Source organism: Pseudomonas lactis, from assembly GCF_001439845.1.
GTDB lineage: Bacteria > Pseudomonadota > Gammaproteobacteria > Pseudomonadales > Pseudomonadaceae > Aquipseudomonas > Aquipseudomonas lactis.
Genome location: NZ_JYLO01000013.1, coordinates 142,033 through 166,686 on the forward strand (window position 1 = coordinate 142,033; position 24,654 = coordinate 166,686).

General features: G+C 61.5%; 23 protein-coding genes. 7 read left to right on the forward strand and 16 right to left on the reverse strand.

Annotation, left to right across the window (positions count from 1 at the left end; all coding sequences use genetic code 11):
• Window positions 1–44: 44 nt before the first annotated feature.
• From TX24_RS22940 to ctlX, 3 genes are all read right to left on the reverse strand, one after another.
• The gene (locus TX24_RS22940) at window positions 45–824 is read right to left on the reverse strand and encodes an ABC transporter substrate-binding protein (RefSeq protein ID WP_003192314.1); all 780 of its coding nucleotides are present in this window, start codon (window positions 822–824) and stop codon (window positions 45–47) included.
• A gap of 227 nt (window positions 825–1,051) precedes the next feature.
• Complete coding sequence (locus TX24_RS22945; RefSeq protein ID WP_057711223.1) at window positions 1,052–2,098, reverse strand: ornithine cyclodeaminase; 1,047 nt, start codon at window positions 2,096–2,098, stop codon at window positions 1,052–1,054.
• A gap of 11 nt (window positions 2,099–2,109) precedes the next feature.
• Window positions 2,110–3,036: a citrulline utilization hydrolase CtlX gene (gene ctlX, locus TX24_RS22950; protein WP_057711225.1), complete on the reverse strand. Its 927-nt coding sequence runs from the start codon at window positions 3,034–3,036 to the stop codon at window positions 2,110–2,112.
• 283 nt (window positions 3,037–3,319) lie between these two features.
• Here ctlX and TX24_RS31245 point away from each other — a divergent pair, with 283 nt between their 5' ends.
• Window positions 3,320–4,216, forward strand: a complete 897-nt coding sequence (locus TX24_RS31245) for a GNAT family acetyltransferase (protein WP_080765526.1) — start codon at window positions 3,320–3,322, stop codon at window positions 4,214–4,216.
• 43 nt (window positions 4,217–4,259) lie between these two features.
• Here the strand turns inward: TX24_RS31245 and TX24_RS22965 are convergent, their stop codons facing one another.
• From TX24_RS22965 to TX24_RS22990, 6 genes are all read right to left on the reverse strand, one after another.
• Window positions 4,260–4,541, reverse strand: coding sequence for a hypothetical protein (locus TX24_RS22965; protein WP_032900759.1), 282 nt, complete (start codon window positions 4,539–4,541; stop codon window positions 4,260–4,262).
• A gap of 393 nt (window positions 4,542–4,934) precedes the next feature.
• Entirely contained in the window at window positions 4,935–5,954 is a 1,020-nt protein-coding gene (locus TX24_RS22970; RefSeq protein WP_003192309.1) for a branched-chain amino acid aminotransferase, read from the reverse strand.
• Between the two features lie 204 nt (window positions 5,955–6,158).
• Window positions 6,159–7,538 carry a dihydrolipoyl dehydrogenase gene (lpdA, locus tag TX24_RS22975; RefSeq protein ID WP_057711227.1) on the reverse strand — a complete coding sequence of 460 codons (1,380 nt, stop codon included), beginning with the start codon at window positions 7,536–7,538 and terminating at the stop codon, window positions 6,159–6,161.
• A gap of 4 nt (window positions 7,539–7,542) precedes the next feature.
• Window positions 7,543–8,808 carry a dihydrolipoamide acetyltransferase family protein gene (locus tag TX24_RS22980; RefSeq protein ID WP_057711230.1) on the reverse strand — a complete coding sequence of 422 codons (1,266 nt, stop codon included), beginning with the start codon at window positions 8,806–8,808 and terminating at the stop codon, window positions 7,543–7,545.
• On the reverse strand, window positions 8,809–9,867 hold the full coding sequence (locus tag TX24_RS22985) for an alpha-ketoacid dehydrogenase subunit beta (protein ID WP_005789444.1): 1,059 nt from the start codon (window positions 9,865–9,867) through the stop codon (window positions 8,809–8,811).
• A 1-nt stretch (window position 9,868) separates the two neighbouring features.
• Window positions 9,869–11,104, reverse strand: a complete 1,236-nt coding sequence (locus TX24_RS22990) for a 3-methyl-2-oxobutanoate dehydrogenase (2-methylpropanoyl-transferring) subunit alpha (RefSeq protein WP_003192305.1) — start codon at window positions 11,102–11,104, stop codon at window positions 9,869–9,871.
• Between the two features lie 195 nt (window positions 11,105–11,299).
• Here TX24_RS22990 and bkdR point away from each other — a divergent pair, with 195 nt between their 5' ends.
• Window positions 11,300–11,788 (forward strand): Bkd operon transcriptional regulator BkdR, encoded by a 489-nt coding sequence (gene bkdR, locus TX24_RS22995; RefSeq protein ID WP_003174877.1) that lies wholly within the window; start codon window positions 11,300–11,302, stop codon window positions 11,786–11,788.
• A 558-nt stretch (window positions 11,789–12,346) separates the two neighbouring features.
• Here the strand turns inward: bkdR and TX24_RS23000 are convergent.
• Window positions 12,347–13,210, reverse strand: coding sequence for an MBL fold metallo-hydrolase (locus TX24_RS23000; protein ID WP_057711231.1), 864 nt, complete (start codon window positions 13,208–13,210; stop codon window positions 12,347–12,349).
• Window positions 13,211–13,304: 94 nt separating this feature from the next.
• On the opposite strand from TX24_RS23000, the gene TX24_RS23005 reads away from it, so the two are divergent.
• The 5 genes from TX24_RS23005 (at window position 13,305) to TX24_RS23025 (ending at window position 18,760) form a co-directional block, all read left to right on the forward strand.
• Window positions 13,305–13,640: an ArsR/SmtB family transcription factor gene (locus tag TX24_RS23005; RefSeq protein WP_003174875.1), complete on the forward strand. Its 336-nt coding sequence runs from the start codon at window positions 13,305–13,307 to the stop codon at window positions 13,638–13,640.
• Window positions 13,641–13,691: 51 nt separating this feature from the next.
• Window positions 13,692–14,936: an NAD(P)/FAD-dependent oxidoreductase gene (locus TX24_RS23010; protein ID WP_003192303.1), complete on the forward strand. Its 1,245-nt coding sequence runs from the start codon at window positions 13,692–13,694 to the stop codon at window positions 14,934–14,936.
• Window positions 14,937–15,743 carry a sulfite exporter TauE/SafE family protein gene (locus TX24_RS23015; RefSeq protein ID WP_003192301.1) on the forward strand — a complete coding sequence of 269 codons (807 nt, stop codon included), beginning with the start codon at window positions 14,937–14,939 and terminating at the stop codon, window positions 15,741–15,743. It abuts the gene before it with no gap.
• Window positions 15,744–15,974: 231 nt separating this feature from the next.
• Complete coding sequence (locus TX24_RS23020) at window positions 15,975–17,618, forward strand: MFS transporter (RefSeq protein WP_003192300.1); 1,644 nt, start codon at window positions 15,975–15,977, stop codon at window positions 17,616–17,618.
• Entirely contained in the window at window positions 17,615–18,760 is a 1,146-nt protein-coding gene (locus TX24_RS23025; protein WP_003192298.1) for an HlyD family secretion protein, read from the forward strand. The genes TX24_RS23020 and TX24_RS23025 overlap by 4 nt, the downstream gene beginning before the upstream one ends.
• A gap of 121 nt (window positions 18,761–18,881) precedes the next feature.
• Here the strand turns inward: TX24_RS23025 and TX24_RS23030 are convergent, their stop codons facing one another.
• The 6 genes from TX24_RS23030 to TX24_RS23055 form a co-directional block, all read right to left on the reverse strand.
• A complete protein-coding gene (locus TX24_RS23030) occupies window positions 18,882–19,742 on the reverse strand; it encodes an aldose 1-epimerase (protein ID WP_057711233.1) in 861 nt (286 codons plus the stop codon).
• A 162-nt stretch (window positions 19,743–19,904) separates the two neighbouring features.
• Window positions 19,905–21,185, reverse strand: a complete 1,281-nt coding sequence (locus TX24_RS23035; protein WP_003192294.1) for a TRAP transporter large permease — start codon at window positions 21,183–21,185, stop codon at window positions 19,905–19,907.
• 1 nt (window position 21,186) lies between these two features.
• Complete coding sequence (locus tag TX24_RS23040) at window positions 21,187–21,714, reverse strand: TRAP transporter small permease (RefSeq protein WP_003192293.1); 528 nt, start codon at window positions 21,712–21,714, stop codon at window positions 21,187–21,189.
• Window positions 21,715–21,778: 64 nt separating this feature from the next.
• Window positions 21,779–22,741 (reverse strand): TRAP transporter substrate-binding protein, encoded by a 963-nt coding sequence (locus tag TX24_RS23045; protein WP_003192291.1) that lies wholly within the window; start codon window positions 22,739–22,741, stop codon window positions 21,779–21,781.
• Window positions 22,742–22,786: 45 nt separating this feature from the next.
• On the reverse strand, window positions 22,787–23,662 hold the full coding sequence (locus TX24_RS23050) for an SMP-30/gluconolactonase/LRE family protein (protein ID WP_057711235.1): 876 nt from the start codon (window positions 23,660–23,662) through the stop codon (window positions 22,787–22,789).
• Window positions 23,663–23,688: 26 nt separating this feature from the next.
• The gene (locus TX24_RS23055; RefSeq protein WP_003192287.1) at window positions 23,689–24,507 is read right to left on the reverse strand and encodes an NAD-dependent epimerase/dehydratase family protein; all 819 of its coding nucleotides are present in this window, start codon (window positions 24,505–24,507) and stop codon (window positions 23,689–23,691) included.
• Between the last annotated feature and the right edge of the window lie 147 nt (window positions 24,508–24,654).

Sequence of the window (24,654 nt, forward strand, 5' to 3'; positions counted from 1 at the left end):
GCTATCGCGGGCAAGCCCGCTCCCACATGGGCACGGGTTGCCGGTTACTCGTTGTAGATGTCCTGATCGCCAAAGTATTTCTTCTGGATCTTGGCGTAGGTGCCATCGGCCTGGACGGCGGCTATGCCCTTGTTGATCAGCTCACGCAGAGCCTGGTCGTTCTTGCGCAGGCCCATGGCGATGTCCAGGGGCAGGGTTGGGTCCTTGAAGGCCGGGCCGGTCTTGAAGTCGGCGCCTTCGGGTTTGGACAGGAAGTTGAGCTGGGCTTCGAGCTTGTCCGTCAGGGTGGCGTCGAGGCGGCCATTTTGCAGGTCGGCATAGTTCTGTTCCTGGGACTGGTACGCCTTGATCTGTGCACCGAGCTTGGCCAGGTGCGCGCGGGCATAGGCTTCCTGCAAAGAGCCTTGCAGCACGCCGACCTGTTTGCCGTTCAGCGACTCGGGGGTGTCACCGAAGGTGGCGTTTTTGCGGGTGATCACCGAGGTGGGGCTGAGGAACAGCCGGTCAGTGAAGTCGATGACTTTCTCGCGGGCCGGGGTCACGGCCATGGAAGACATGATCGCGTCGAACTTGCGCGCACGCAGGGCCGGGATCATGCCGTCGAATTCGTTGTGCACCCAGGTGCATTTCACTTCGAGCTTGGCGCAGATGGCGTTGCCCAATTCGATATCGAAGCCTTGCAGGCTGCCATCGGCGGCGACGGATTCGAAGGGCGGGTATTCGGGGAACACGCCAAACCGGATTTCTTTCCAGTCCTGGGCGTGGGCGGCGGTGGCGCACAGTGGCAACAGCAACGCAGCGAAGAGTGATCGCAGAGGAGTCATGTGTCGGTCCCTATATTTTGTAATTGATGTCAGGGGCAGTGAATAACTGGGAGCAGAGAATGCTTCATGATGGTGCGTTTTTTGTGTCGTTTACCCCCTGCGCAAAGCGCAAATTGCGCTGTTAAAACATGCAATGCAGCGGAATCGGCTGTGACACCGGCAAAATCGGCTTTTAACCCAGCAGAATCTGGCCTGCCCTGGGCGCAAAGCGGCAGGCCAGAGCGGTTTCAAGCGCGCTTTTTATGCTGTACCAAAGGTTGCTGGGCCAGGCGTGCGAACAGGTTTTTCGGGTCGGCCAGGTCCGGCACCAGCTCCAGCTCACTGCCCACTTCCAGGGCTTTGGCCACGTCCAGTACGTAGCGCAGGGCCGAGTAGTCTTCGATGGCAAAACCCACTGAGTCGAACAGGGTGATTTGGCGGTCATTCTCGCGGCCCGGCTGTTGGCCGTTGATCACTTGCCACAGCTCGGTGACCGGCGAATCTTCCGGCATATGCTGGATTTCGCCTTCGATGCGGCTTTGCGGTTCGTACTCGACGATCACCCGGGCGCGCTCGACGATGCGGCGGTCCAGCTCGGTCTTGCCCGGGCAGTCACCGCCCACGGCATTGAGGTGCATGCCTGGCTCGATCATCTCGTCAGTCAGGATGGTGGCGTAGGCCTTGTCCGCAGTGACGGTGGTGACAATGTCCGCGCCTTTGACCGCCTCGGCGACGCTGGCGGCCAGGATCACCTTGATCGCCGGGAACGCTTTGAGGTTGGCGGCGAGCTTGGCGGTGGCCTGGGGGTCGATGTCGAACAGGCGGATTTCAGTAATGCCGAGCATGGCGTGGAAGGCCAGGGCCTGGAATTCGCTTTGGCAGCCGTTGCCAATCAGCGCCATGCTGCGGCTGTTGGCGCGGGCCAGGTAGCGGGCGACCAGGGCCGAGGTGGCGGCGGTGCGGATGGCGGTGGTGAGGGTCATTTCCGCCAGCAGCACCGGCTTGCCGGTGTCGACGTCGCCCAAGGCACCGAACGCCATCACGGTGAGCATGCCGGCCAGGGTGTTTTTCGGATGGCCGTTGACGTACTTGAAGGCGTACAGCGAGGCGTCGGACACCGGCATCAGCTCGATCACGCCATCCGGTGAATGGTTGGCCAGGCGCGCGCATTTTTCGAAATCCTGCCAGCGCAGGTAGTCGGCGCGAATGTAGTCGGCCATCTCGGTGATGCAGGTTTGCAGGCCTTTTTGCGATACCAGGTAGCTGAGGTCGTTGACGTCGATATAACGGGTCATGGCAAGACTCCTTATTGAAATGAGGGACGGGCCGGCAGATGCACTTCGGCCAGCATGCAGCGGGCACTGCCGCCGCCGATGCGTTCGATGTTGTCGATATTCACCACCACCGGCCGCGTATGACGCTCTACGTGCTGGCGCTGCGCCGGGTACAAGGCGCCCCAGGCACTGGCGGACATCACCAGCAATGGCTGGCCGTCGCGGTCGTGGACTTCCAGCATGTTGCCGGCGAAGGCTTCCAGCTGGTCGAAGTCCAGGCTGAGGATGTCCTTGCCGGTGTCACGCAGAGAGCGTTCCAGGGCCAGGCGCTCGCTGTCGTCGGGCAGGGCTTGCAGGCACACCACCGCGAGGTCACGGCCAACGCTCATCATCACGTTGCTGTGGTAGATCGGTGCCTGGTGACGGTCCAGGGCGTGGAACACGCAGAGTTGGTAGTCGAGGCGCTCGGCAAACTGGCGCAGCGCCGCATGGTGGGTGCGCCCCGAATGGCAGGCGTAGCTGATGCGGTGCTGGCGGTCGAGCACCATGCTGCCGGTGCCTTCCAGGAAGATGTTCTGTTGTTCCAGGTGGCTGAGGTCGATGGTGGCGTTGATCGAAAAGCGTTGCTCCAGGACTCGCAGCACGCCCTTGTTGCGCTCCAGTCGGCGGTTCTGGCCTTCCATGGGGTAGAGCACCAGGCTGCCGTCGGCATGGCTGCTCCACCAGTTGTTGGGGAAGATCGAGTCGGGCGTGTGGGGCGCCGGCGTGTCCTGCACCACCAGCACTTCCACGCCGTGCTGGCGCAGGGTGTCGACATAACCGTCGAACTCCTCCAGCGCTTTGTGCTGTGCACTGAGCGGGTCCAGCGGCGGGCGTTGGAAACGGTTGTTGATCGCGGTATCCGGGTTGAAGGCAAAGCGCGCCGGGCGGATCATCAGGACGGTGTTGGTGGTTTGCATGGGGGCACGGGTCCGTTGGGGATCTTGTGCCGCTATTTTGTGCGTTGTGGGGAAAGGATCCCGGCTGAAACAGCGGGGTGGCTCAGCCAAGAAAGCTGAAAACGGGAGTGGCGCAGCCGAATCGGCTGCCAAGTTGAAATGCAATCAAACTGTGGGAGCTGGCTTGCCTGCGATAGCGGTGTGTCAGCCCCATTAATCTGACTGATACACCGCTATCGCAGGCAAGCCAGCTCCCACATTGGTATTGTGGTGTTTGTTATCGCTGTGTCAGCCAGGAGGAACCATGTCTACCGCTGTTCGCCTTGCCCAACCCTCAGATGCCGAGGGCATCAGTGAAGTCATCCTGGCTGCGCTGCACAGCAGCAACGCGCGTGATTACCCCGCGGATGTGATTGCGCGGGTTGCCAGCAACTTCACCCCCGACGCGGTGCTGGCGTTGCTCCAGCGGCGGGTGGTGCTAGTGGCAACGGAGGATCAACTGATCGTCGCTACGGCGGCACTGGATGGCAATGTGGTGCGCTCGGTGTTCGTCAACCCGGCACTGCAAGGGCAGGGCATCGGCCGGCTATTGATGATCGAAATCGAACTGCGCGCCCGTGAAGCCGGCGTGACGGTCTTGAGCGTGCCGTCCTCGCTGACGGCGCAAGCCTTCTACGCCAAGCTGGGTTTTCACAACGTGCGTGACGTGTACCACGGCAACGAGCGCACGTTGGTGATGGAAAAGGCGCTGTTGTCCCGCCACCCCATCGGGCCGTATCGCGACCGTCAGCACCGTGCCCAGGTGATTGAGTTATGGCAGCAGGCGTTTGGCTATGACACGGCCCATAACCTGCCGAGCCTGGCGATTGATAAGAAACTGACGGTCAATGACGGGTTGTTCTTTGTTGCCACCGACAACAACGCTGTGATCGGTACCATCCTCGCCGGCTATGACGGCCATCGTGGCTGGTTGTATTCGGTGGCGGTGCATACCGACTATCGGCGCCATGGCCTGGGATCGTCGCTGGTGCGCTATGCCGAACAGGCGTTGACGGCGCTGGGTTGCATGAAGATCAACCTGCAGATCACCGGCGGCAATGACGCGGTGGTGGGGTTTTATGAGGCGCTGGGGTATGGGGTGGAGCCGAGGATCAGTATGGGTAAGAGGATCGTTGAGTGTATTCCAGGACAAAGTAGATGACCGACAGCACTCTGATCACCCGTCTAACCTTTGAGGCTTACGCTTATTTTTTTTTCTGCTTCGCGGTATAGCCTTTCATTGCCGCAAAAGCATTCGCCAAGTTCAGAAACAGGATCTTGTCGTCAATATCCCCTTCGACATCGCCGTCACCGTCGGCATCCCCCGGGCTTGAGGAACGGTCATAAAAACCATTTTTCTCGCTGGAACTGGCATACACCAGAAGAGGGTCGGGATCGTTGGGGGCATTCAGTACTTCCATCAATATTTCTTTGCTTGCGTCACCTTCGAAGTCATCTGTCGTGAGGTGAATAATAAAGCTGCCCATGAGGTGTCTCCTTGAGGTTTGGTGAGAATCCAGCCTCTGCATTTATAATCCCGATCCCTGCGCATCTCTACTGTCAAACTTGACAGGGTGGATGCATTTACAGTTGATCGTTCCCGCGCTCTGTGTGGGGGTTCCGCCTGGGACGCTCCGCGTCCCGCTGGACAACTTAGGGTTTTGTGAGGCGCTGGGGGAATGGGGTGGGGCTGAAGATCAGTATGGGCAAGAAGATTGCAGAGAATATTGCGCCACGTTCTTGAAGGCGCAGAAACCAGTGTGGGAGCTGGCTTGCCTGCGATAGCGGTGGGTCTGTAGCCAATATGCTGGCTGACAGTTTGCTATCGCAGGCAAGCCAGCTCCCACAAGTTTTTGTGGTGTCGCTGGAGTTTGTGGCTGTTAGACCTTGACGATCCAACCCGCTGGCGCTTCCACATCACCGGTCTGCACACCGGTCAGTTCTTTGTAGAGCTTCTGGGTGATCGGGCCCACTTCGGTTTCGCTGTGGAACACGTGCAGCTTGCCGTTGTACTGGATGCCGCCGATAGGCGAGATCACGGCAGCGGTACCGCAGGCGCCGGCTTCCTTGAATTGGTCCAGCTTGTCGATGAACACTTCGCCCTCGACCACTTCCAGGCCCAGGCGGGTCTGGGCCAGTTCGATCAGCGACAGGCGGGTGATGCCTGGCAATACCGAAGGCGACTTCGGCGTGATGAACTGGTTGTCGTGGGTGATCCCGAAGAAGTTGGCCGAGCCGACTTCTTCGATTTTCGAATGGGTCATCGGGTCCAGGTAGATCGCGTCGGCGAAGCCGGATTTCTTCGCTTCCGAACCCGGCATCAGGCTGGCGGCGTAGTTGCCACCGACCTTGGCGGCACCGGTGCCTTGCGGCGCGGCGCGGTCGTAGCCGGAAATCTGGAAGTTGTGCGGCACCAGGCCGCCCTTGAAGTAGGCACCGACCGGGATGCAGAACACCGAGAAGATGAACTCCGGCGCGGTACGCACGCCGATGTTGTCACCGGTGCCGATCACGAACGGGCGCAGGTACAGCGCGCCGCCGCTGCCGTACGGCGGGATGAAGCGCTCGTTGGCCTTGACCACTTGCTTGCACGCGTCGATGAACGCGTCGGTCGGCACTTGTGGCATCAGCAGGCGGCCACAGCTGCGCTGCATGCGGGCAGCGTTCTGGTCCGGGCGGAACAGGTTGATCGAACCGTCCTTGCAACGGTAGGCCTTCAGGCCCTCGAAGCATTGCTGGCCATAATGCAGGGCAGTGGAGCCCTCGCTGATGTGCAGCACATTGTCGTCGGTCAGGGTGCCTGCTTGCCATTCGCCGTTTTTCCAGACCTGGAGAAACCGCTTGTCGGTCTTGATGTAGTCAAAACCCAGCTTGTCCCAATTGATGCTCTCGTTACCCATGACACCCTCTATCTCTGGTCAAGTCGGATTTTTTTCTGGATGGGCGCAACAATACTGCATTCTTGGCCGGTGTGGGAGCTGGGCGGCGGACCATTCAACCTCTGCATTGGCTGATCCACCGCTATCGCGGGCAAGCCCGGCTCCCACATTGGAATGCATTTCAAGTGTGGGAGCTGGCTTGCCTGCGATGGCCACGCCGCGGTTTTACAGGTGCAACGCGTGCCCCAACGCCCGCAACGCCGCTTCCTGCACCGCTTCACCCAGGGTCGGGTGGGCATGGATGGTGCCCGCTACGTCTTCCAGGCGCGCGCCCATTTCCAGGCTCAGGCCGAACGCGGTCGACAGCTCGGACACCCCAGCCCCCACCGCTTGCCAGCCAACAATCAAGTGATTGTCGCGCCGTGCCACCACCCGCACGAAGCCGGCTTTGGACTCCAGCGTCATGGCCCGGCCATTGGCGGCGAACGGGAAGCTCGACACGATGCAGTCCAGGCCGGCCGCCTTGGCCTCGTCCGGGGTCTGGCCGACCACCACCAGTTCCGGGTCGGTAAAACACACCGCGGGTATCGCCGCCGGGTTGAATTCGCGGGCTTTGCCGCTGATCAGTTCGGCAACCATTTCGCCCTGGGCCATGGCTCGGTGCGCCAGCATCGGCTCGCCACTGAGGTCGCCAATGGCATACACGTTGCGCATGCTGGTCTGGCAGCGGCTGTCGATCTTGATCGCCGCGCCGTTCATGTCCAGGTTCAGCGCTTCGAGGTTCCAGCCTTGGGTGTTGGGTTTGCGCCCTACGGCTACCAGCACCTGGTCGGTGTCCAGTGCCAAGGTGTCGCCGCTGGGCGCACGCACTTGCAGTTTGCCGTCGGTAAAACCGGTGACGCTGTGTTCCAGGTACAGCTTCACGCCGAGTTTCTTCAGGGATTCAGCCACCGGCAGGGTCAGCTCGGCGTCGTAGGCCGGCAGGATGTGGGCCTGGGCCTCGACCACACTGACGTCGGCACCGAGCTTGCGGTAGGCAATTCCCAGTTCCAGGCCGATATAACCACCGCCCACCACGATCAGGCGCTTGGGCACGTGTGTCGGTGCCAGGGCTTCGGTGGAGGAGATGATCGGCCCGCCAATCGGCAGCATCGGCAGGTTGACGCTCTTCGAACCGGTGGCCAGCAGCAGGTGTTCGCACTGGATGCGCTGCTCGCCCACCTCGACAGTCTTGCCGTCGATGACCTTGGCCCAGCCGTGGATTACCTGCACCTTATGTTTTTTCAGCAGGGCGGCGACGCCCGTGGTCAGGCGGTCGACGATGCCGTCTTTCCATTCCACGCTCTTGCGGATGTCCAGGGTCGGTACATCCACTTCAATGCCCAGTTGCGAGCCCTGGCTATGGTGCACGGTTTGCTGGAACTGTTCGGCCACATGAATCAGGGCCTTGGAGGGAATGCAGCCGATGTTCAGGCAGGTGCCGCCCAGTGCCTGGCCTTCCACCAGGATGGTCGGGATGCCCAGTTGGCCGGCGCGAATCGCCGCCACATAACCGCCAGGGCCGCCGCCGATAATCAGCAGCGTGGTATGCAATGTCTGAGTCATGCCCTTACTCCAAGAACAGGCTGGCGGGTTGTTCGAGCAGGCCGCGAATGGCCTGGATGAATTGCGCCGCGTCCATGCCATCGACCACACGGTGATCGAAGGAGCTGGAGAGGTTCATCATTTTGCGCACCACGATCTGACCCTTGATCACCATCGGCCGCTCAACGATACGGTTGACGCCGACGATGGCCACTTCCGGGAGGTTCAGCACTGGCGTGCTGACAATGCCGCCCAGGGCGCCGAGGCTGGTCAGGGTAATGGTCGAACCGGACAGCTCTTCACGGCTGGCCTTGCCTGTACGTGCGGCGTTGGCCAAACGCGCGATTTCTTCGGCAGTGCCCCACAGGCTGCGAGCTTCGGCGTGGCGCACCACCGGCACCATCAGGCCCACGTCGCTCTGGGTGGCGACGCCCACGTGCACGGCGCCAAGGCGCGTGATGACCTGGGCTTCGTCGTCGTAACGGGCGTTGATCTGCGGGAAGTCGCGCAAGGCGACAACCATGGCCCGTACGATAAACGGCAGCAGGGTCAGCTTGCCGCGTGTCGCACCGTGCTTTTCGTTGAGGTGCACGCGCAACTCGTCCAGGGCGGTGACGTCGATCTCTTCCACGTAGCTGAAATGCGCGGCGCGGCGGGTGGCGTCCTGCATGCGCTGGGCGATCTTGCGGCGCATGCCGATCACCGGGATCTGGTGTTCGTCAGTGCGCTCGGCATACGGGTTGGCGGTGCTGGCGCCCGTCGCCGGGCCCTGGCGCAAGTAAGCCTCCAGGTCTTCATGCAGAATCCGGCCCGCCGGGCCGGTGCCCTGCACCAGGCGCAGTTGAATCCCGGCATCCAGTGCATGTTTGCGTACCGCGGGCGAGGCCAATGGACGTTCGCTGGCTTCACGGGCCACGGGAGCTTGCGGCGCTTTCACGACCGCAGCGGGTTTGCTTTCTACCGGCGCCTGTACCGGTTTGGCTTCGGCCACGGGAGGCGCGGCCTTCGCCGGTTCGGCAACCGCCGGCACATCCTTGGTATTGCCTGCGCCTTCCACTTCAATGCTGATCAAAATACTGCCCACTGCCATGACCTCACCCGGCTCACCGCCCAGAGAAATCACCTTGCCATGGACCGGCGAGGGAATATCCACCATCGCCTTGTCGGTCATCACATCCGCCAGCACCTGGTCTTCAACTACCAGATCACCGACCTTTACATGCCATACCGACAGTTCAACTTCCGCAATGCCTTCGCCAATGTCCGGCATCTTGATAACGTGCGTGCCCATTCAGACCTCCATGACCCGTTTCAACGCCGCGCCCACTCGGGACGGCCCTGGGAAATACGCCCACTCCTGCGCGTGCGGGTAGGGGGTGTCCCAACCGGTGACGCGTTCGATCGGCGCTTCCAGGTGGTGGAAGCAATGCTCTTGCACCAGCGAAACCAGCTCGGCACCAAAGCCGCAGGTGCGCGTGGCCTCATGCACCACCACGCAACGGCCGGTCTTTTTCACCGACTTGACGATGGTCTCCAGGTCCAGGGGCCACAGGCTGCGCAGGTCGATAACTTCGGCGTCGATGCCGGTTTCTTCGGCGGCAACTTGCGACACATACACGGTGGTGCCGTAGGTCAGTACGGTTACGGCCGAGCCTGGGCGTACGATGGCGGCCACGTCCAGGGGCACGGTGTAGTAGCCGTCCGGCACCTGGGCTTGGGGGTGTTTGGACCACGGCGTTACCGGGCGGTCGTGGTGGCCGTCGAACGGGCCGTTATACAGGCGCTTGGGTTCGAGGAAGATCACCGGGTCATCGTTTTCGATGGAGGCGATCAGCAGGCCCTTGGCGTCATAGGGGTTGGACGGCATCACTGTGCGCAGGCCGCAGACCTGGGTGAACACCGCTTCGATACTCTGGCTGTGGGTCTGGCCGCCGTAGATGCCGCCACCGCAGGGCATGCGCATGGTCAAGGGCGCAGTGAACTGGCCGGCCGAGCGATAACGCAGGCGCGCCGCCTCGGAAATGATCTGGTCGGTGGCGGGGTAGACGTAGTCGGCGAACTGGATTTCGGCGACCGGGCGCAAGCCATAGGCGCCCATGCCCACGGCCACACCGACGATGCCGCTTTCCGAGATGGGCGCGTCAAACACCCGCGAGCTGCCGTACTTGGTCTGCAAGCCTTCGGTGCAACGGAACACGCCGCCGAAGTAGCCGACGTCCTGGCCGAACACCACCACGTTATCGTCACGTTCAAGCATCACATCCATGGCCGAGCGCAGGGCCTGGATCATGGTCATGGTGGTGGTGGTCATGGCGGTTTCCAGTTCAATACTGTTGTTGTGGTCGTTCATGTCACACCCCCAGCTCTTGACGCTGGCGCTTCAAGTGCTCCGGCATCTCTTTATAGACATCCTCGAACATGGTCGCGGCGCTTGGAATCTGGCCACCGGCCAGGGTGCCGTACTGTTCGGCTTCCTTCTGCGCCTTGACCACTTCGGCTTCAAGCTCGGCACTGACCGCCGCGTGTTCCTCTTCGGACCACTGGCCAATCTTGATCAGGTGCTGCTTGAGGCGGGCAATCGGGTCGCCCAGGGGGAAGTGGCTCCAGTCGTCGGCGGGACGGTACTTGGATGGGTCATCGGAGGTGGAGTGCGGGCCGGCGCGGTAGGTGACCCACTCGATCAGGGTGGGCCCCAGGTTGCGGCGCGCACGCTCGGCAGCCCAGGCCGAGGCAGCGTACACGGCGATAAAGTCGTTGCCGTCCACGCGCAGGGAGGCGATGCCGCAACCGACGCCGCGTCCGGCGAAGGTGGTGGCTTCACCGCCAGCGATGGCCTGGAAGGTGGAGATGGCCCACTGGTTGTTGACCACGTTGAGGATCACCGGCGCGCGGTACACGTGGGCGAAGGTGAGGGCGGTGTGAAAGTCCGATTCCGCGGTGGCGCCGTCGCCGATCCAGGCCGAGGCGATCTTGGTATCGCCCTTGATCGCCGAGGCCATGCCCCAGCCCACGCCCTGGACGAATTGGGTGGCGAGGTTGCCGGAAATAGTGAAGAAGCCCGCCTCCTTGACCGAATACATGATCGGCAACTGGCGGCCCTTGAGCGGGTCGCGCTCGTTGGACAGCAGTTGGCAGATCAGGTCTACCAGCGGCACGTCGCGGGCCATCAGGATGCTTTGCTGGCGGTAGGTGGGGAAGCACATGTCGTCGATATTCAAGGCCAGGGCCTGGGCGCTGCCGATGGCTTCTTCGCCAAGGCTTTGCATGTAGAACGACATTTTTTTCTGACGCTGGGCGACCACCATGCGGTTGTCGAAGATACGCGTCTTGAGCATCGCACGCATGCCGCGGCGCATGATCTCGGTGGAGACACCCTCGGCCCACGGGCCAAGGGCCTGGCCCTGGTCGTCGAGCACGCGGATCAGGCCCTTGGCCAGGTCGGCGGTGTCGGCCGGTTCTACGTCGATGGCGGGTTTGCGTACCAGGCCGGCGTCGGTCAAACGCAGGTAGGTGAAGTCGGTCTTGCAACCTGGGCGGCCCGAGGGTTCGGGAACGTGCAGGCGCAGCGGTGCATACGGCTGGGTCATGGCTTTCTACGCTCTATCTTGTGAATTTCTTGTAGTGGGCGCGCTAGCTGACAGTCAGTCTTCGGGTAGAAGAAATCTTGTCCTACAACAATCATAGGCGTGGCGTAGAAGAATATTTATCTCTGTTTCATTGCGTCGCCGGCTATTTGCGGATAAAAAAACTGCATAAACATAATAAACAGGTGATTTTGTCTCATGCGCAAACTGGACCGTACCGATATCGGCATTCTCAACGCCCTGCAGGAGAATGCCCGGATCACCAATGCCGACCTGGCCCGCTCGGTCAACTTGTCGCCGACGCCGTGTTTCAACCGGGTCAAGGCGATGGAAGAGCTGGGGTTGATTCGGGAGCAGGTCACGCTGCTGGACGCTGATTTGCTGGGGCTGCACGTGAATGTGTTCATCCATGTGAGCCTGGAGAAACAGAACGAGCTGGCGCTGCAGCAATTTGAAGGGGCGATCTCGGACCGACCGGAGGTGATGGAGTGTTACCTGATGGCGGGTGACCCGGACTATTTGATCCGCGTGTTGGTGCCCACGATTCAGTCGCTGGAGCGTTTCATGATGGATTTTTTGACTAAGGTGCCGGGGGTGGCGAACATTCGCTCCAGCTTTGCCTTGAAGCAGGTGCGCTACAAAACCGCATTGCCCTTGCCAGCCAACGGCATCAGCCTGGGTTCCTGATTCAATACGGGGCAAAATGTGGGGATTGCCTGCGTGCCAGCTGACGTCAATCTACCTGACACTCCACGATCCAACTGTGGGAGCTGGCTTGCCTGCGATGGCGGCCTGCCAGCCGACACTTCTCTACCTGACACCCCGCAATCCAACTGTGTGTGGGGCTTGCTCGCGAAGGCGGTCTGACAGTCAACACAGTTGGATTGTGTACATAGCCATTGCTGCGGTAACGGCCACTTAGGGTTCCGCTCTGACAGCGGGTCACTTTTGGAAAAGAGCCCCAAAAGTAACCAAAAGGGCTCTTGCCCCACCACTCGGCACCTCGCTTAGGCTCGGTGTGCCCGTAATCCGCCAGTGATTTGGGGGGCCGCCGCCACGCGCCATCCATGGCGCGGGGCGGCTAAACCGGCATCCCTGCCGGTTTACCCCCCAAATCCCTGTCGAATTCCGGCCAGCGTGGTTTGACGGGGCGCCTAAGATCAAGATCAAAAGCAGAGCAAGAGCAAGAGCAAGAGCGACTCGCTTCGCATCGTGGTTACCGTTGATCGCTACAACGCTGTGCTTCTAGAGTTGGTTGAGGGGGATCTTAAGGTACGTCACGCCGTTTTCTTCCGCCGTCGGCATATTCCCCGCTCGCACATTCACCTGGATCGCCGGCAGCAACAACGTTGGCATGCCCAATCCAGCATCGCGCTGGGTGCGCATCTGTACAAACGCCGCTTCATCCACGCCGTCATGCACATGGATATTGCCCGCCCGCTGTTCCGCCACGGTGGTCTGGCATTTGGCTTCTCGACCCTCGGGTGGATAGTCATGACACACGTACAGCTTGGTGTCTGAAGGGAACGCCAGCAGCTTGCGCATCGACGCGTACAACTGCCGCGCATCACCGCCGGGGAAGTCGCAACGGGCGGTGCCGACGTCGGGCATGAACAGGGTGTCGCCCACCAGGATCAAGCGGCCGTCGATCAGATAGGCCATGTCGGCGGGGGTGTGTCCGGGCACATGCAACGCCTGGGCCTTCAAGTTGCCGATATGAAAGATCTCATCCGGCGCAAACAGGTGATCGAACTGCGAGCCGTCCACTCGAAATTCCGGCTCCAGGTTGAACAGGTTCTTGAACACACCCTGCACCTTGCTGATGGATTCGCCGATCGCGATCTTGCCGCCCAAGGTGCGACGCAGGTAGGGCGCGGCGGACAGGTGGTCAGCATGGGCGTGGGTTTCCAGCAGCCACTGCACGTGCAGGCCATGCTCTCGCACAAAGGCAATCACCTTGTCGGCCTGGGCGGTGTCGGTGCGGCCGGACGCCGGGTCGTAATTGAGTACCGAGTCGACAATGGCGCAGGGGCCGCCATCGGCCTCATAGACGATATAGGTGTAGGTCGACGATGCGTCATCCAGAAAGGCTTGAATCAACGCTGGCATGGCGGCTGTCTCTGCTTGGGAAAAAAGTGGTTACAATCAGTTTACGTTTACACATAATGTTTTGAGCTTAAGTGACATAAAGGACCCGAGGCAAATGGAATCTACGTTGAGTGAGGGCGAGGTCGCCCAGTTGCGTGCTTCGGCGTCCAAGGCCTGTGCCTTGCTCAAGGCCCTGGCCAATGAAGACCGCTTGTTGATCCTGTGCCAGTTGACCCAGGGCGAGCGCAACGTCGGTGAGCTGGAAGCCTTGACCGGCGTACGCCAGCCCACCCTGTCACAACAGTTGGGCATCCTGCGCGATGAAGGGTTGGTCGCCACCCGTCGGGAAGGCAAATACATTTTCTACGGGCTGGCCAGCCACGAAGTGATTCAAGTGATGAAGACCCTGTCCGGCCTGTATTGCGGCGCGGTCATAAAAAGTTGGGCGTGACGCCATCCGGCAGCGACCCTTGTGTGCATTGACTCAAAAAGGCAGTAGACAATGACCGAACAACACTGGGGACCCACCATCAGTGGCGATATCGTAGTCATCGGCGGCGGCTCGGCAGGCATCGGCCTGCTGGCCAGCCTGCTCAAGCGCGACCCGCACCTGAACATCACCCTCATCGAACCTAACGACTACCACTGCTACCAGCCGGCCTGGACCCTGGTCGGCGGCGGCGCCTACGACCTGCACAAGACCCGCCGGCCCCTGGCCGATGTGCTGCCCAATGGCGTGAGCTGGGTGCAGGCCGCTGTCAGCGAAGTGCTGCCCGATGAAAGCACCCTGGTGCTCGACAACGGCCAACGCGTCACCTGGAAAAACCTCATCGTCTGCCCTGGCCTGCGCCTGGCCTGGGAAAGAATCGAAGGCCTGCAAGACACCTTGGGCCAACACGGCGTCACCTCCAACTACAGCTATGAGCACGCCGCGTACACCTGGCAGTTGGTGCAGCAGCTCAAGGGCGGCAAGGCGTTGTTCACCCAGCCGGCCATGCCGATCAAATGCGCCGGCGCGCCGCAAAAAGCCATGTACCTGTCCTGCGACCACTGGCTCAAGCAGGGCAACCTCAAACACATCGACGTCGAATTCAACCTGGCCGGTGCCGCGTTGTTTGGTGTGCCGACCTTTGTGCCGCCCTTGATGAAGTACGTCGAAAAATACAACGCGCGCCTGGCGTTCAATTCCAACCTGGTGAAAGTCGATGGCCCGGCGCGCAAAGCCTGGTTTGAAGTCAAAGACGCCCAAGGTAACGCGACGGTCGAAGAGAAAACCTTCGACATGCTCCACGTCGTACCGCCGCAGGTCGCTCCGGATTTTATCCGCGAAAGCCTGCTCGCCGACGCCGCCGGCTGGTGCGAAGTGAACCCCCACAGCCTGCAACACCTGCGCTACCCGCATATCTTCGGCCTGGGCGATGTGTGCGGCACCACCAACGCCAAGACGGCGGCAGCGGTGCGCAAGCAAATCGTGGTGGTGGCCGAAAACCTGCTGGCCCTGCGCAAACAGGCGCCATTGCCGCTCAAGTACGACGGTTATGGTTCCTGCCCATTGACGGTGGAGAAGGGCAAGGTGGTGCTGGCCGAGTTTGGCTATGGCGGCAAGTTGCTGCCGACCTTTCCCCTCGATCCAACGCAGGCACGTCGTTCGATGTGGTTCCTCAAGGCCACGCTGCTGCCGTGGTTCTACTGGAACGGCATGCTCAAGGGCCGCGAGTGGCTGACCCGCCTGAGCAAGGTGGACTGAATGCTGCTCGCCAGTCTGTTAGGGGTATTGATGGGCCTGGTCATGGGCCTGACCGGCGCGGGCGGCGGCATCCTCGGGGTGCCGGCGCTGGTGCTGGGGCTGGGCTTGACCATGACCCAGGCCGCGCCCGTGTCATTGCTCGCGGTGGGCGCGGCGGCAGCGGTCGGGGCCATCGATGGTTTACGCCATGGCCTGGTGCGTTACCGCGCGGCACTACTGATCGCCTTGCTCGGCGCGCTGTTTTCGCCGTTGGGCGTGTTCGTCGCCCACCAACTCTCGGAACCGGTGCTGATGGGCTTGTTCAGCGCGCTGATGGTGCTGGTGGCCTGGCGCATGCTGCAACGGGAAAAGCGCGAGGCCGGGCCGAGTGACCATGGCTCGGCGTCGTGGGGCCAGAAGAACTGCATGCTCAACCAGCAGACCGGGCGCCTGGCCTGGACCGCCAAATGCAGCGCCACCCTCGCAGCGTTGGGCGCGGTGACCGGCGCCGTGTCGGGGTTGCTGGGCGTGGGTGGCGGCTTCCTGATTGTACCGGCGTTCAAGCAACTGACCGACGTGCAGATGCGCGGCATCGTCGCCACTTCCTTGATGGTGGTCAGCCTGCTGTCGCTGATCGGCGTGGCCGGTGCCTTTCATGCGGGCGTGAGTATCGAGCCAGTGGGTTGGGTGTTTATCGGCGCGAGTATCGTCGGCATGTTGGCGGGACGGCGGTTGTGTTCGGTGATCCCCGCGCGGGCCTTGCAAGTGGGGTTTGCTAGCCTGTGTGTGGTGGTGGCAGTCGGTATGTTGCTTAAAGCCTCTCTCTAAGGACGGCATGGATTGCAGTGTGGGAGCGGGCTTGCTCGCGAAGGCGTCGTGTCAGTCAATGCATCAGCAACTGATCTACCGCATTCGCGAGCAAGCCCGCTCCCACATTTAGCTGTGTCTGCCTGGGGATCAAATGCGTCCTCAAGATGGCAACATGAACGCCTCTCAGGTTACTGTTCCTCTGTGTAACGGATTCACCGGCCTTGCACCCCGGCTTACCAAGGTCACCGAATGGATAAATACACCCCCCACACCTGGCAACCCCACGAGCGGCCGAGCCTGCCTGGCTCGCCGTCGACGCCGCTGCACCCTACGCATAAGCGCTGGCTCTTCGCGATGGTCGGCGTGCTGGTGGCAATTACCGGCGGCCTGGGTAACGCCCTGGTTATCGCCAACCTGCAATACCTGCAAGGCGCCCTGGGCGCGACCACCGCGGAAATGGCCTGGTTGCCCGCCGCCTATGTGATGACCAACGTGTGCATGAACCTGCTGCTGGTGAAGTTTCGCCAACAGTTCGGCCTGCGTGCGTTTACCGAGGTGTTCCTGGTGCTCTACGCGCTGGTGACCTTCGGGCATTTGTTCGTCAATGACCTCAGTTCGGCGATTGCGGTACGGGCCGCCCACGGCATGGTGGGTGCGGCGCTGAGTTCGTTGGGCTTGTACTACATGATCCAGGCATTCCCGGCCAAGTGGCGGTTGAAAGCCCTGGTGCTGGGGCTGGGCACCGCGCAGTTGGCGTTACCGCTGGCGCGGCTGTTTTCCGAAGACTTGTTGCAAATCGCTGAATGGCGGGGGCTGTATTTGTTCGAACTGGGCCTGGCGCTGATCTGCCTGGGCTGCGTGTTCCTGCTCAAGCTGCCGCCGGGCGATCGCTTCAAAACCTTTGAAAAACTCGACTTCCTGACCTTCGCCATCCTCGCCAGCGGCGTGGCCTTGCTCTGCGCAGTGCTATCTTTGGGGCGCATCGACTGGTGGCTGGAAGCGCCGTGGATCGGCGTGGCCTCGGCCTGTTCCCTGGTGCTGATCATGGCCGGGCTGGCCATCGAGCATAACCGCAGCAACCCGATGCTGATGACGCGCTGGCTGGGCAGCGGCGTGATGATCCGCCTGGCGCTGGCGGTGGTTCTGATTCGCATGGTGCTGTCCGAGCAGTCCACCGGTGCGGTGGGGTTCATGCAGATGCTGAACATGAGCTACCAGCAGATGCATACCCTGTACGTGGTGATGTTGGCCGGCGCGATTGCCGGGCTGGTGGTCAGCGCGCTGACGATCAACCCGGCGCACCTGCTGATGCCGCTGATCATCTCCCTGGCGCTGATGGCGACAGGTTCGGTGATGGACAGTTTTTCCAGCAACCTGACCCGCCCGCAGAACCTCTATATCAGCCAGTTCCTGCTAGGCTTCGGCGGTACGTTCTTCCTGGGGCCGACCATGGTGCTGGGCACCAAGAATGTGCTGACCAACCCACGCAACCTGGTGAGCTTCTCGGTGATGTTCGGAATCTGCCAGAACCTCGGTGGCCTGATCGGCGCGGCGTTGCTGGGCACCTTCCAGATCGTGCGCGAGAAGTACCATTCGAGCATGATCGTCGAGCACCTGACCCTGATCGACCCGCTTGTGGCGGCAAGGGTGCAGAGTGGTGGGGCGGCCTATGGCAAGATCGTCGCCGACCCGGAACTGCGCAACCTCATGGGCATCCGCAGCCTGGCCACGGCGGCGACCCGTGAGGCGAACGTCATGGCTTACAACGATGTCTTCATGCTGATCGCGATTATCGCGATCCTGACCATGCTGTGGATCTTCACCCGCAGCCTATGGCTGATGAGTACCACCAAGGCAACTCCTCCTGTTCAACCCAGCGGCGCGACTTCATGACTGAACCTTCAACCACCACCACGACCGCCATTGCCGCCACGCCGGAAGGCAGCACGCCACCGGGCGCGGTGCCGACCCAATTGCGGCCCTTGCGCGTGCGGATCATCTCGTCCCTGGGCTTTGCCGCCATCGCCATCATCGGTGTGCTGATCGTGTTATACGCCTGGCAACTGCCGCCGTTCAGCAGCGCGGTGGAAACCACCGAAAACGCCCTGGTGCGTGGGCAGGTGACGATTATCGGCCCACAGCTCAGCGGTTATGTATTCGAAGTGCCGGTGCAGGACTTCCAGTACGTCAAGACCGGCGACCTGCTGGTGCGCCTGGACGACCGCATCTACAAGCAGCGCCTCGACCAGGCCCTGGCGCAACTGGCGGTGCAGAAAGCCTCGTTGGCCAACGTGGTGCAGCAACGCAACAGCGCCGAAGCGACCATCAAGCTGCGCCAGGCCGCTCTGGTCGACAGCCAGGCCCAGGCGCGCAAGAGCACTGCGGATTTGCGCCGCAATGAAGAACTGATCAGCGATGGTTCGGTCTCCAAACGCGAACTGGACGTGACCCGTGCTGCCAACGCGCAGACCATCGCTGCCGTGGCCCAGGCCCAGGCCAGCCTGGAAATTGCCCGCCAGGATTTGCAGACGGTGATCGTCAACCGCGGCTCCCTGGAGGCCGCTGTCGCGAGTGCCGAGGCGGCGGTGGAACTGGCGCGCATCGACCTGTCCAATACCCGCATCACGGCACCACGGGATGGTCAGCTCGGGCAGATCGGCGTGCGCCTGGGCGCGTACGTCAATTCCGGCGCGCAACTGATGGCGCTGGTGCCCAAGCAGTTGTGGGTGATTGCTAATATGAAAGAAACCCAGATGGACAATGTGCAGGTCGGCCAACCGGTGACGTTCACCGTGGATGCGCTGAACCACCGCAAATTCCATGGCACGGTGCAGCATATTTCCCCGGCGACCGGTTCCGAGTTCAGCCTGTTGCAGGCGGACAACGCCACCGGCAACTTCGTGAAGATCGCCCAGCGGGTGCCTGTGCGCATCACCGTAGACCCGGACCAGGCCGAAAGTGAACGCTTGCGGCCGGGGTTGTCGGTGGTGGTGAGTATCGACACGGCCGGGCGCCTGAAAAACAGCCCACCCTGACACTGACGCATCCTCCAACTGTAGGAGCGAGCTTGCTCGCGAAAAACGTCAACGATAACGCGTGTTTTCTGAATGAACGCGGCGCCTGTGAGTTTTTCGCGAGCAAGCTCGCTCCTACAGTTCAGGCATTTGGCGTGTATTTCAGGTTGAATGCCAGGTGGGTTGACTGGCCTTGCTCCAGCAGTTTCAGGCCAGGCCTGCCTGGAAGGTGATGGGCATTCACCGGATGACTCACCGGCTCGATGCAGAAAAATTCCAACCCCGGCGGGCAGTAGAGCAGGAAGTAACCGGCGCCGCTGGCCTGGCATTCAAGGCGGTAGCCAAGCTCCGGTTGCTCGATCAGGCAGTGCCCATCCCAGCCGCAAAAGCCGTTGTCCACCAGCCCGTCTGGCAGTTCCTTCAGTTGCCGGAAATTCCAATCTTCTGGAACCGGTGCCAACCCTGTGGGCAGCTTGGCTGCATCACTCATCCACACTTGCCTAGCCTTGGCCTGCAGCCGCGTACCCGGCCGGCGCGGCAAGTACGGATGCAAGCCCAACCCATGCCACGCCGGTTGCTCGGCCAAGTGAGTCACGCACAAATCGATATTCAACTCACCGTTGTCCAAGTGCACCCGCTGGCGGGCGTGATAGGCGAAGGGCGTTTCGCAGCGCAGCTCCAACACCACTTCATGTTCTGACTGGCTTGTCACCTGCCACGGCTGCTGCCAGGCTGAACCGTGAATCGGTAGAGGGTCAGTGAGGCTATTGGGTGCCAGTGCCAGCCAGCCATCGGGGTTGTCGAACCCACCTTGAGCGATTCGGTTGGACCAGGGTGCCAAGGGATAGCAGCCCAGCTTGCCCGGCAGTCCGGTATTGATCGCCTGTGCATCGCTGTGCCGTAACAGCGGCTGCCCGGTGGCGCGCACCGTCCAGTTGACGAGGCTGCCGCCGATGGCCGGGGCGAGCACCAGATGGGTGAATTTATCCGAAAGCTCAATCACGATTGACCTGCCTGATGAAGTCAAAACAAACACTGAGGATGCAAGTGTGGGAGCTGGCTTGCCTGCGATAGCGACCTGTCAGTCAATGCATCCGTGACTGATACACCGCTATCGCAGGCAAGCCAGCTCCCACAGTTGCTCACCTTGTTTCTGAAAGAAGGTTTACAGCACCAAATGGGGCAACCACAGCGACAACGCCGGGATGTAGGTCACTGCAATCAGCACCAAGAACAACACCGCATAAAACGGCAACAGTGCCTTCACGGTTTTCTCGATACTGGTCTTGCCCACCGCCGCCCCGACGAACAGCACCGCGCCCACCGGCGGGGTAATCAGGCCGATGCCCAGGTTCACCAGCATGATCATCCCGAAGTGTACCGGGTCGACGCCGATGCCCAGGATCACCGGCATCAGAATAGGCGTGAGGATCAGAATCAGCGGCGCCATGTCCATCACCGTGCCCAGCAACAACAGCATGACGTTGATGCACATCAGGATCACGTAGCGGTTATCCGACAGGGTCAGGAACAGCGTGGTGATCTTCGCCGGGATCTGCATCAGGGTCATGATGTAGCCGAAGCTGGCGGCGAAGGCGATCAGGATCATCACGATGGAAATGGTGCGCACCGTGCGATGCATCAGCTTGGGGAGTTCGCGCCATTTGTAGTCGCGGTAGATGAACATGGTCACGAAGAACGCCCACAACACCGCAATCGCCGCCGACTCGGTGGCGGTGAAGATGCCCGACAGGATGCCGCCCAGGATGATCACCATGGCCATCAGGCCCCAGAGCGCATCGGCGGCGATCTTCAGCGCCTGCTTCAAGGGGATGACTTCGCCTTTGGGGTAGTCGCGTTTTTTCGCGAAGATCAGGCACAGCACCATCAGGCACGCGCTCATCAACAGGCCTGGCACCACACCGGCCATGAACAGCGAGGCGATGGAAACCGTGCCGCCAGCGGCCAGGGAGTACAGCACCGAGTTATGGCTGGGTGGCGTCAACAGCGCCTGCACCGAACCGCTGACGGTTACTGCGGTGGCGAATTCGCGCGGATAACCACGCCGTTCCATCTCTGGAATCAGCACCGAGCCGACCGACGCGGTATCGGCCACGGATGAACCGGAAATCGCGCCGAAAAACGTCGAGGCCATGATGTTGACCAAGGATAAGCCACCGCGTACAAAGCCCACCAGCACCCCGGCAAAGGCCACCAGGCGCCGTGACATGCCGCCCTCGGCCATGATCGCCCCGGCCAGTACGAAGAACGGAATCGCCATCAGCGAAAACTTGTTCACCCCACCGGCAATCTGAATCATCAGGGCCTGGAACGGGATGTCGATCCACCACGCACCAATCAACGCCGACAGCCCCAACGCATAGGCCACCGGCATGCCGATCAGGATCAACGCAACAAAGCTACCCAACAGAATCAACGCGTCCATATCAGGCGGCCCCTTCGTTTTCTTCAACCAGGTCGAAACGCACCACCTTGCGGTTGCTCTGGTCACCGAGCAGCAGCTTTTCGACCACGAACACCAGGGTCAGCACCCCGCCAATCGGGATCGGCATATAGGTAATGCCCACGCGCAGGGTAGGGATGGCGCTCATGAACTGGTTCCAGGTGGACAGGCACAGCTTGGTGCCCCAAATCGTCATGAACACGCAGATGGTGCCCATCAGCAGTTGCGAGAGGATGCCGACGAGGCGGCGTTGGGTTGGCGGCAAGCGGTCAGTAACCATCGCCACCGACATGTGCGCACCGGCACGGTAACTGGCAGCAGCGCCGATAAAGGTGAACACCAGCATCAGCAGGATAGCGGTGGGCTCCGGCCAGCTGGAACCGGTGCCGAGGGCGTAGCGGGTGAAGATACCCCAGGGAATGATCAAGGCGACCCCCAATACCGACAGGCCGGCGACCCAGATGCAGGTCATGTAGAGGCGGTCATTGAAGCGCAGCAGTAAAGTCTTCATGGCGTTCACCGTGACCGGGCGCGTCGATACCGACCGCGCCGGGCCTTATGCAGGGCAGGGGAGGTTATTGAACCGCGTCGATGCGCTTGATCATGTCCGCATACGGCGCACCGTACTTGGCACGCACCGCGGCGGTGGCCTCATAGAAGGGCTTTTTATCGACGGTGATGAACTCCACGCCGGCCTTCTTGAGTTTCTCTTCACTGCTGGCGGACTTGGCGTCCCAGAGCACGCGCTCATCGGCCTGGGCGGCCTTGGCGGCGGCCTTGACCATGTCCTGCTGGGCGGGGTCGAGCTTGTTCCAGGTGATTTTCGACATCACGATGGGTTCGGGCAGGATCAGGTGTTCGGTGAGGGTGTAGTACTTGGCGTTCTGGAAATGGTTGTGTTCCAGCAAGGTCGGCGGGTTGTTTTCCGCGCCGTCGATAACCCCGGTCTGCAGGGCGCTGAAGATCTCGCCGGTGTCCATGGCGATGCCATTGGCGCCCATGGCGTTGAAGGCTTCGATGAAAATCGGGTTGCCTTGCACGCGGATCTTCATGCCCTTGAGGTCTTCGATCTTGCGCACCGGTTTCTTGGTATAGAGGTTGCGCGTGCCGCCATCCATCCAGGCCAGGGCCACCAGGCCGAACTCGGAGTTGGTGATCTTGGCGAGGATCTCGTCGCCGATCTCGCCATCGATGACCTTGCGCATATGCGCCTGGTCGCGGAACACGAACGGCAGGTTGAACACGTTCACGTCGGGCACCACCGGGCCGACGATACCGAGGCTCACGCGGGTCATCTGCACGGCGCCGACCTGGGCCTGTTCGACCACTTCCTTCTCGGAGCCCAGCACACCGCCGGGGAAATACTTGAAGGTCAGCTCGCCGTTGCTCGCCTTGGTCAGGGCCTTGCCCATGTTTTCTTCTGCGACCACGGTGGGGTAGCCAGCGGGGTGGATATCGGCGAACTTGATTTCCAGCGCGTGGGCGGCGCTGCTGAGGGTGAAGATTGCAGCGGCGAGCAAGGTGCGTTTGAAGTCCATGGAAGTCACTCCTGTCTTGTTATTGTTGTATTCAAGGCACAGCGATTAAACGATGAAGCGGGGTTCGGGCAGCCCTTGGACGCCGGGGTTGAGGGCGAACACGCCACCGGACAGCGACTGTTCACTCGGGTCGTCACGGATGGAAGTGACGTACAGAGTGTCCAGGCGGCTGCCACCGAAGGCGCACATGGTGGGTTTTTTCACCGGCACGCTCAGGGAGCGGTCCAGGCGACCGTCGGGGGTGAAACGGTGGATCAGCCCGGCGTCGTTGGCGCAGATCCAGTAGCCGCCCTCGGCGTCCACGGCCGCACCGTCGGGGCGCCCAGGAAAGTCGTTCATATCAATGAACAGGCGGCGATTGGACGGTGTACCGGTCTCGATGTCGTAGTCGAACGCCCAGACCTGTTGCACCCGCGGGTGTGAATCGGAGGCGTACATCGTGCGGCCATCGGGGCTGAAGGCCAGGCCGTTGAGGGTGATGAACCCGCCCAGTTGCGCGTGGGGCGCAGTCCCGGACGCATAGCGATAAAGGACGCCCTCGGCGGCGTTCAAGCCCATGTCCAGCACCATGCTGCCGGCCCAGAAACGGCCCTGGCGATCGCAGCGGCCATCGTTCAAACGCATGTCCGGGCGTGAATGCTCGATGCTGGCCAGCGGCACGGTGTCGAGGCTGCCGTCGTTGTGGGCCGTGAGTTGAAAGAAGCCGGTTTGCATCCCCGCGACCCAATTGCCCGCTTGGGTGCGCGCAATACAGGCGAGCATCTCTGGGGCTTTCCACGCCGCCAGATGGCCGGTGGCGGCGTTCCAGCGTTGCAGGCCGCCGTTGGGGATATCCACCCAATACAGCGCGTTTTCTTCAGGCACCCACACCGGGCATTCGCCCACGGCGTTACGGGCGTCGACAATCAATTCAGCACACATGGTCATTCCCTTGGGTTGCTGGGCACTCAGTCACCGAACGGCCCCGCCGCGCAGAACGCACCGCCCTGGTAGACCTTGGCCGGGTCATCGGCGGCCACGGGCGGTTGGGCTTCAACCTCGGCGCGGAACACTTCGGAGCTGTCCTTGGGCGCAAAGCCCAGGTGCGCGGCGTAGCGGTTGTCCCACCAGGTATCGAGGTTGGCCGACATGCCGTACACCACGGTATGGCCGACGTTGGGCGTGTACAGCGCGCGTTCGAGCAGTTGGGTCAAGTCGTCGAAACTCAGCCAGGTGTGCATCATCCGGCGGTTCTGCGGTTGCGGGAACGAGGAGCCGATACGGATGCTCACGGTCTGTATGCCATACCGGTCGAAGTAGAAACTGGCCATGTCTTCGCCGTAGGATTTGGACAGGCCGTAGTAACTGTCCGGGCGACGCGGGGAGTGGGCGTCGAGTTGCTCGCCCTGTTTGTAGAAACCGATCACGTGGTTGGAACTGGCGAAGATCACCCGCTTGACCCCGTGGCGGCGGGCGGCTTCGTAGATATGGAAAATGCCACTGATGTTCGCGCCCAGCACCTCTTCGAACGAGCGCTCCACCGACACACCGCCAAAGTGCAGGATGGCGTCGACGCCCTCTACCAGCTGATGCACGGCGTGTTTGTCGGCCAGGTCGCAGGTTTGCACTTCTTCGCGAGCATCGGTGGCGGGGGCCATTTCAGCGATATCCGAAAGGCGCAGCACTTGGGCATAAGGACGCATGCGTTCACGCAGGACTTTGCCCAGGCCACCGGCGGCACCGGTAAGCAGCAGGCGGTTGAAGGGAGTGGGAGTGGTGGTGGTCATGGGCCTTCCAGATTTTTGTTGTAGGTTGTCGTATGACTATGGGGAAATAGTGTTAGGGATTCCTGGTGTTGTCAACTTCCTTCCCGGCGCATGAGATCAAATGTGGGAGCTGGCTCGCCTGCGATAGCGGTGGGTCAGAAAAGGGTG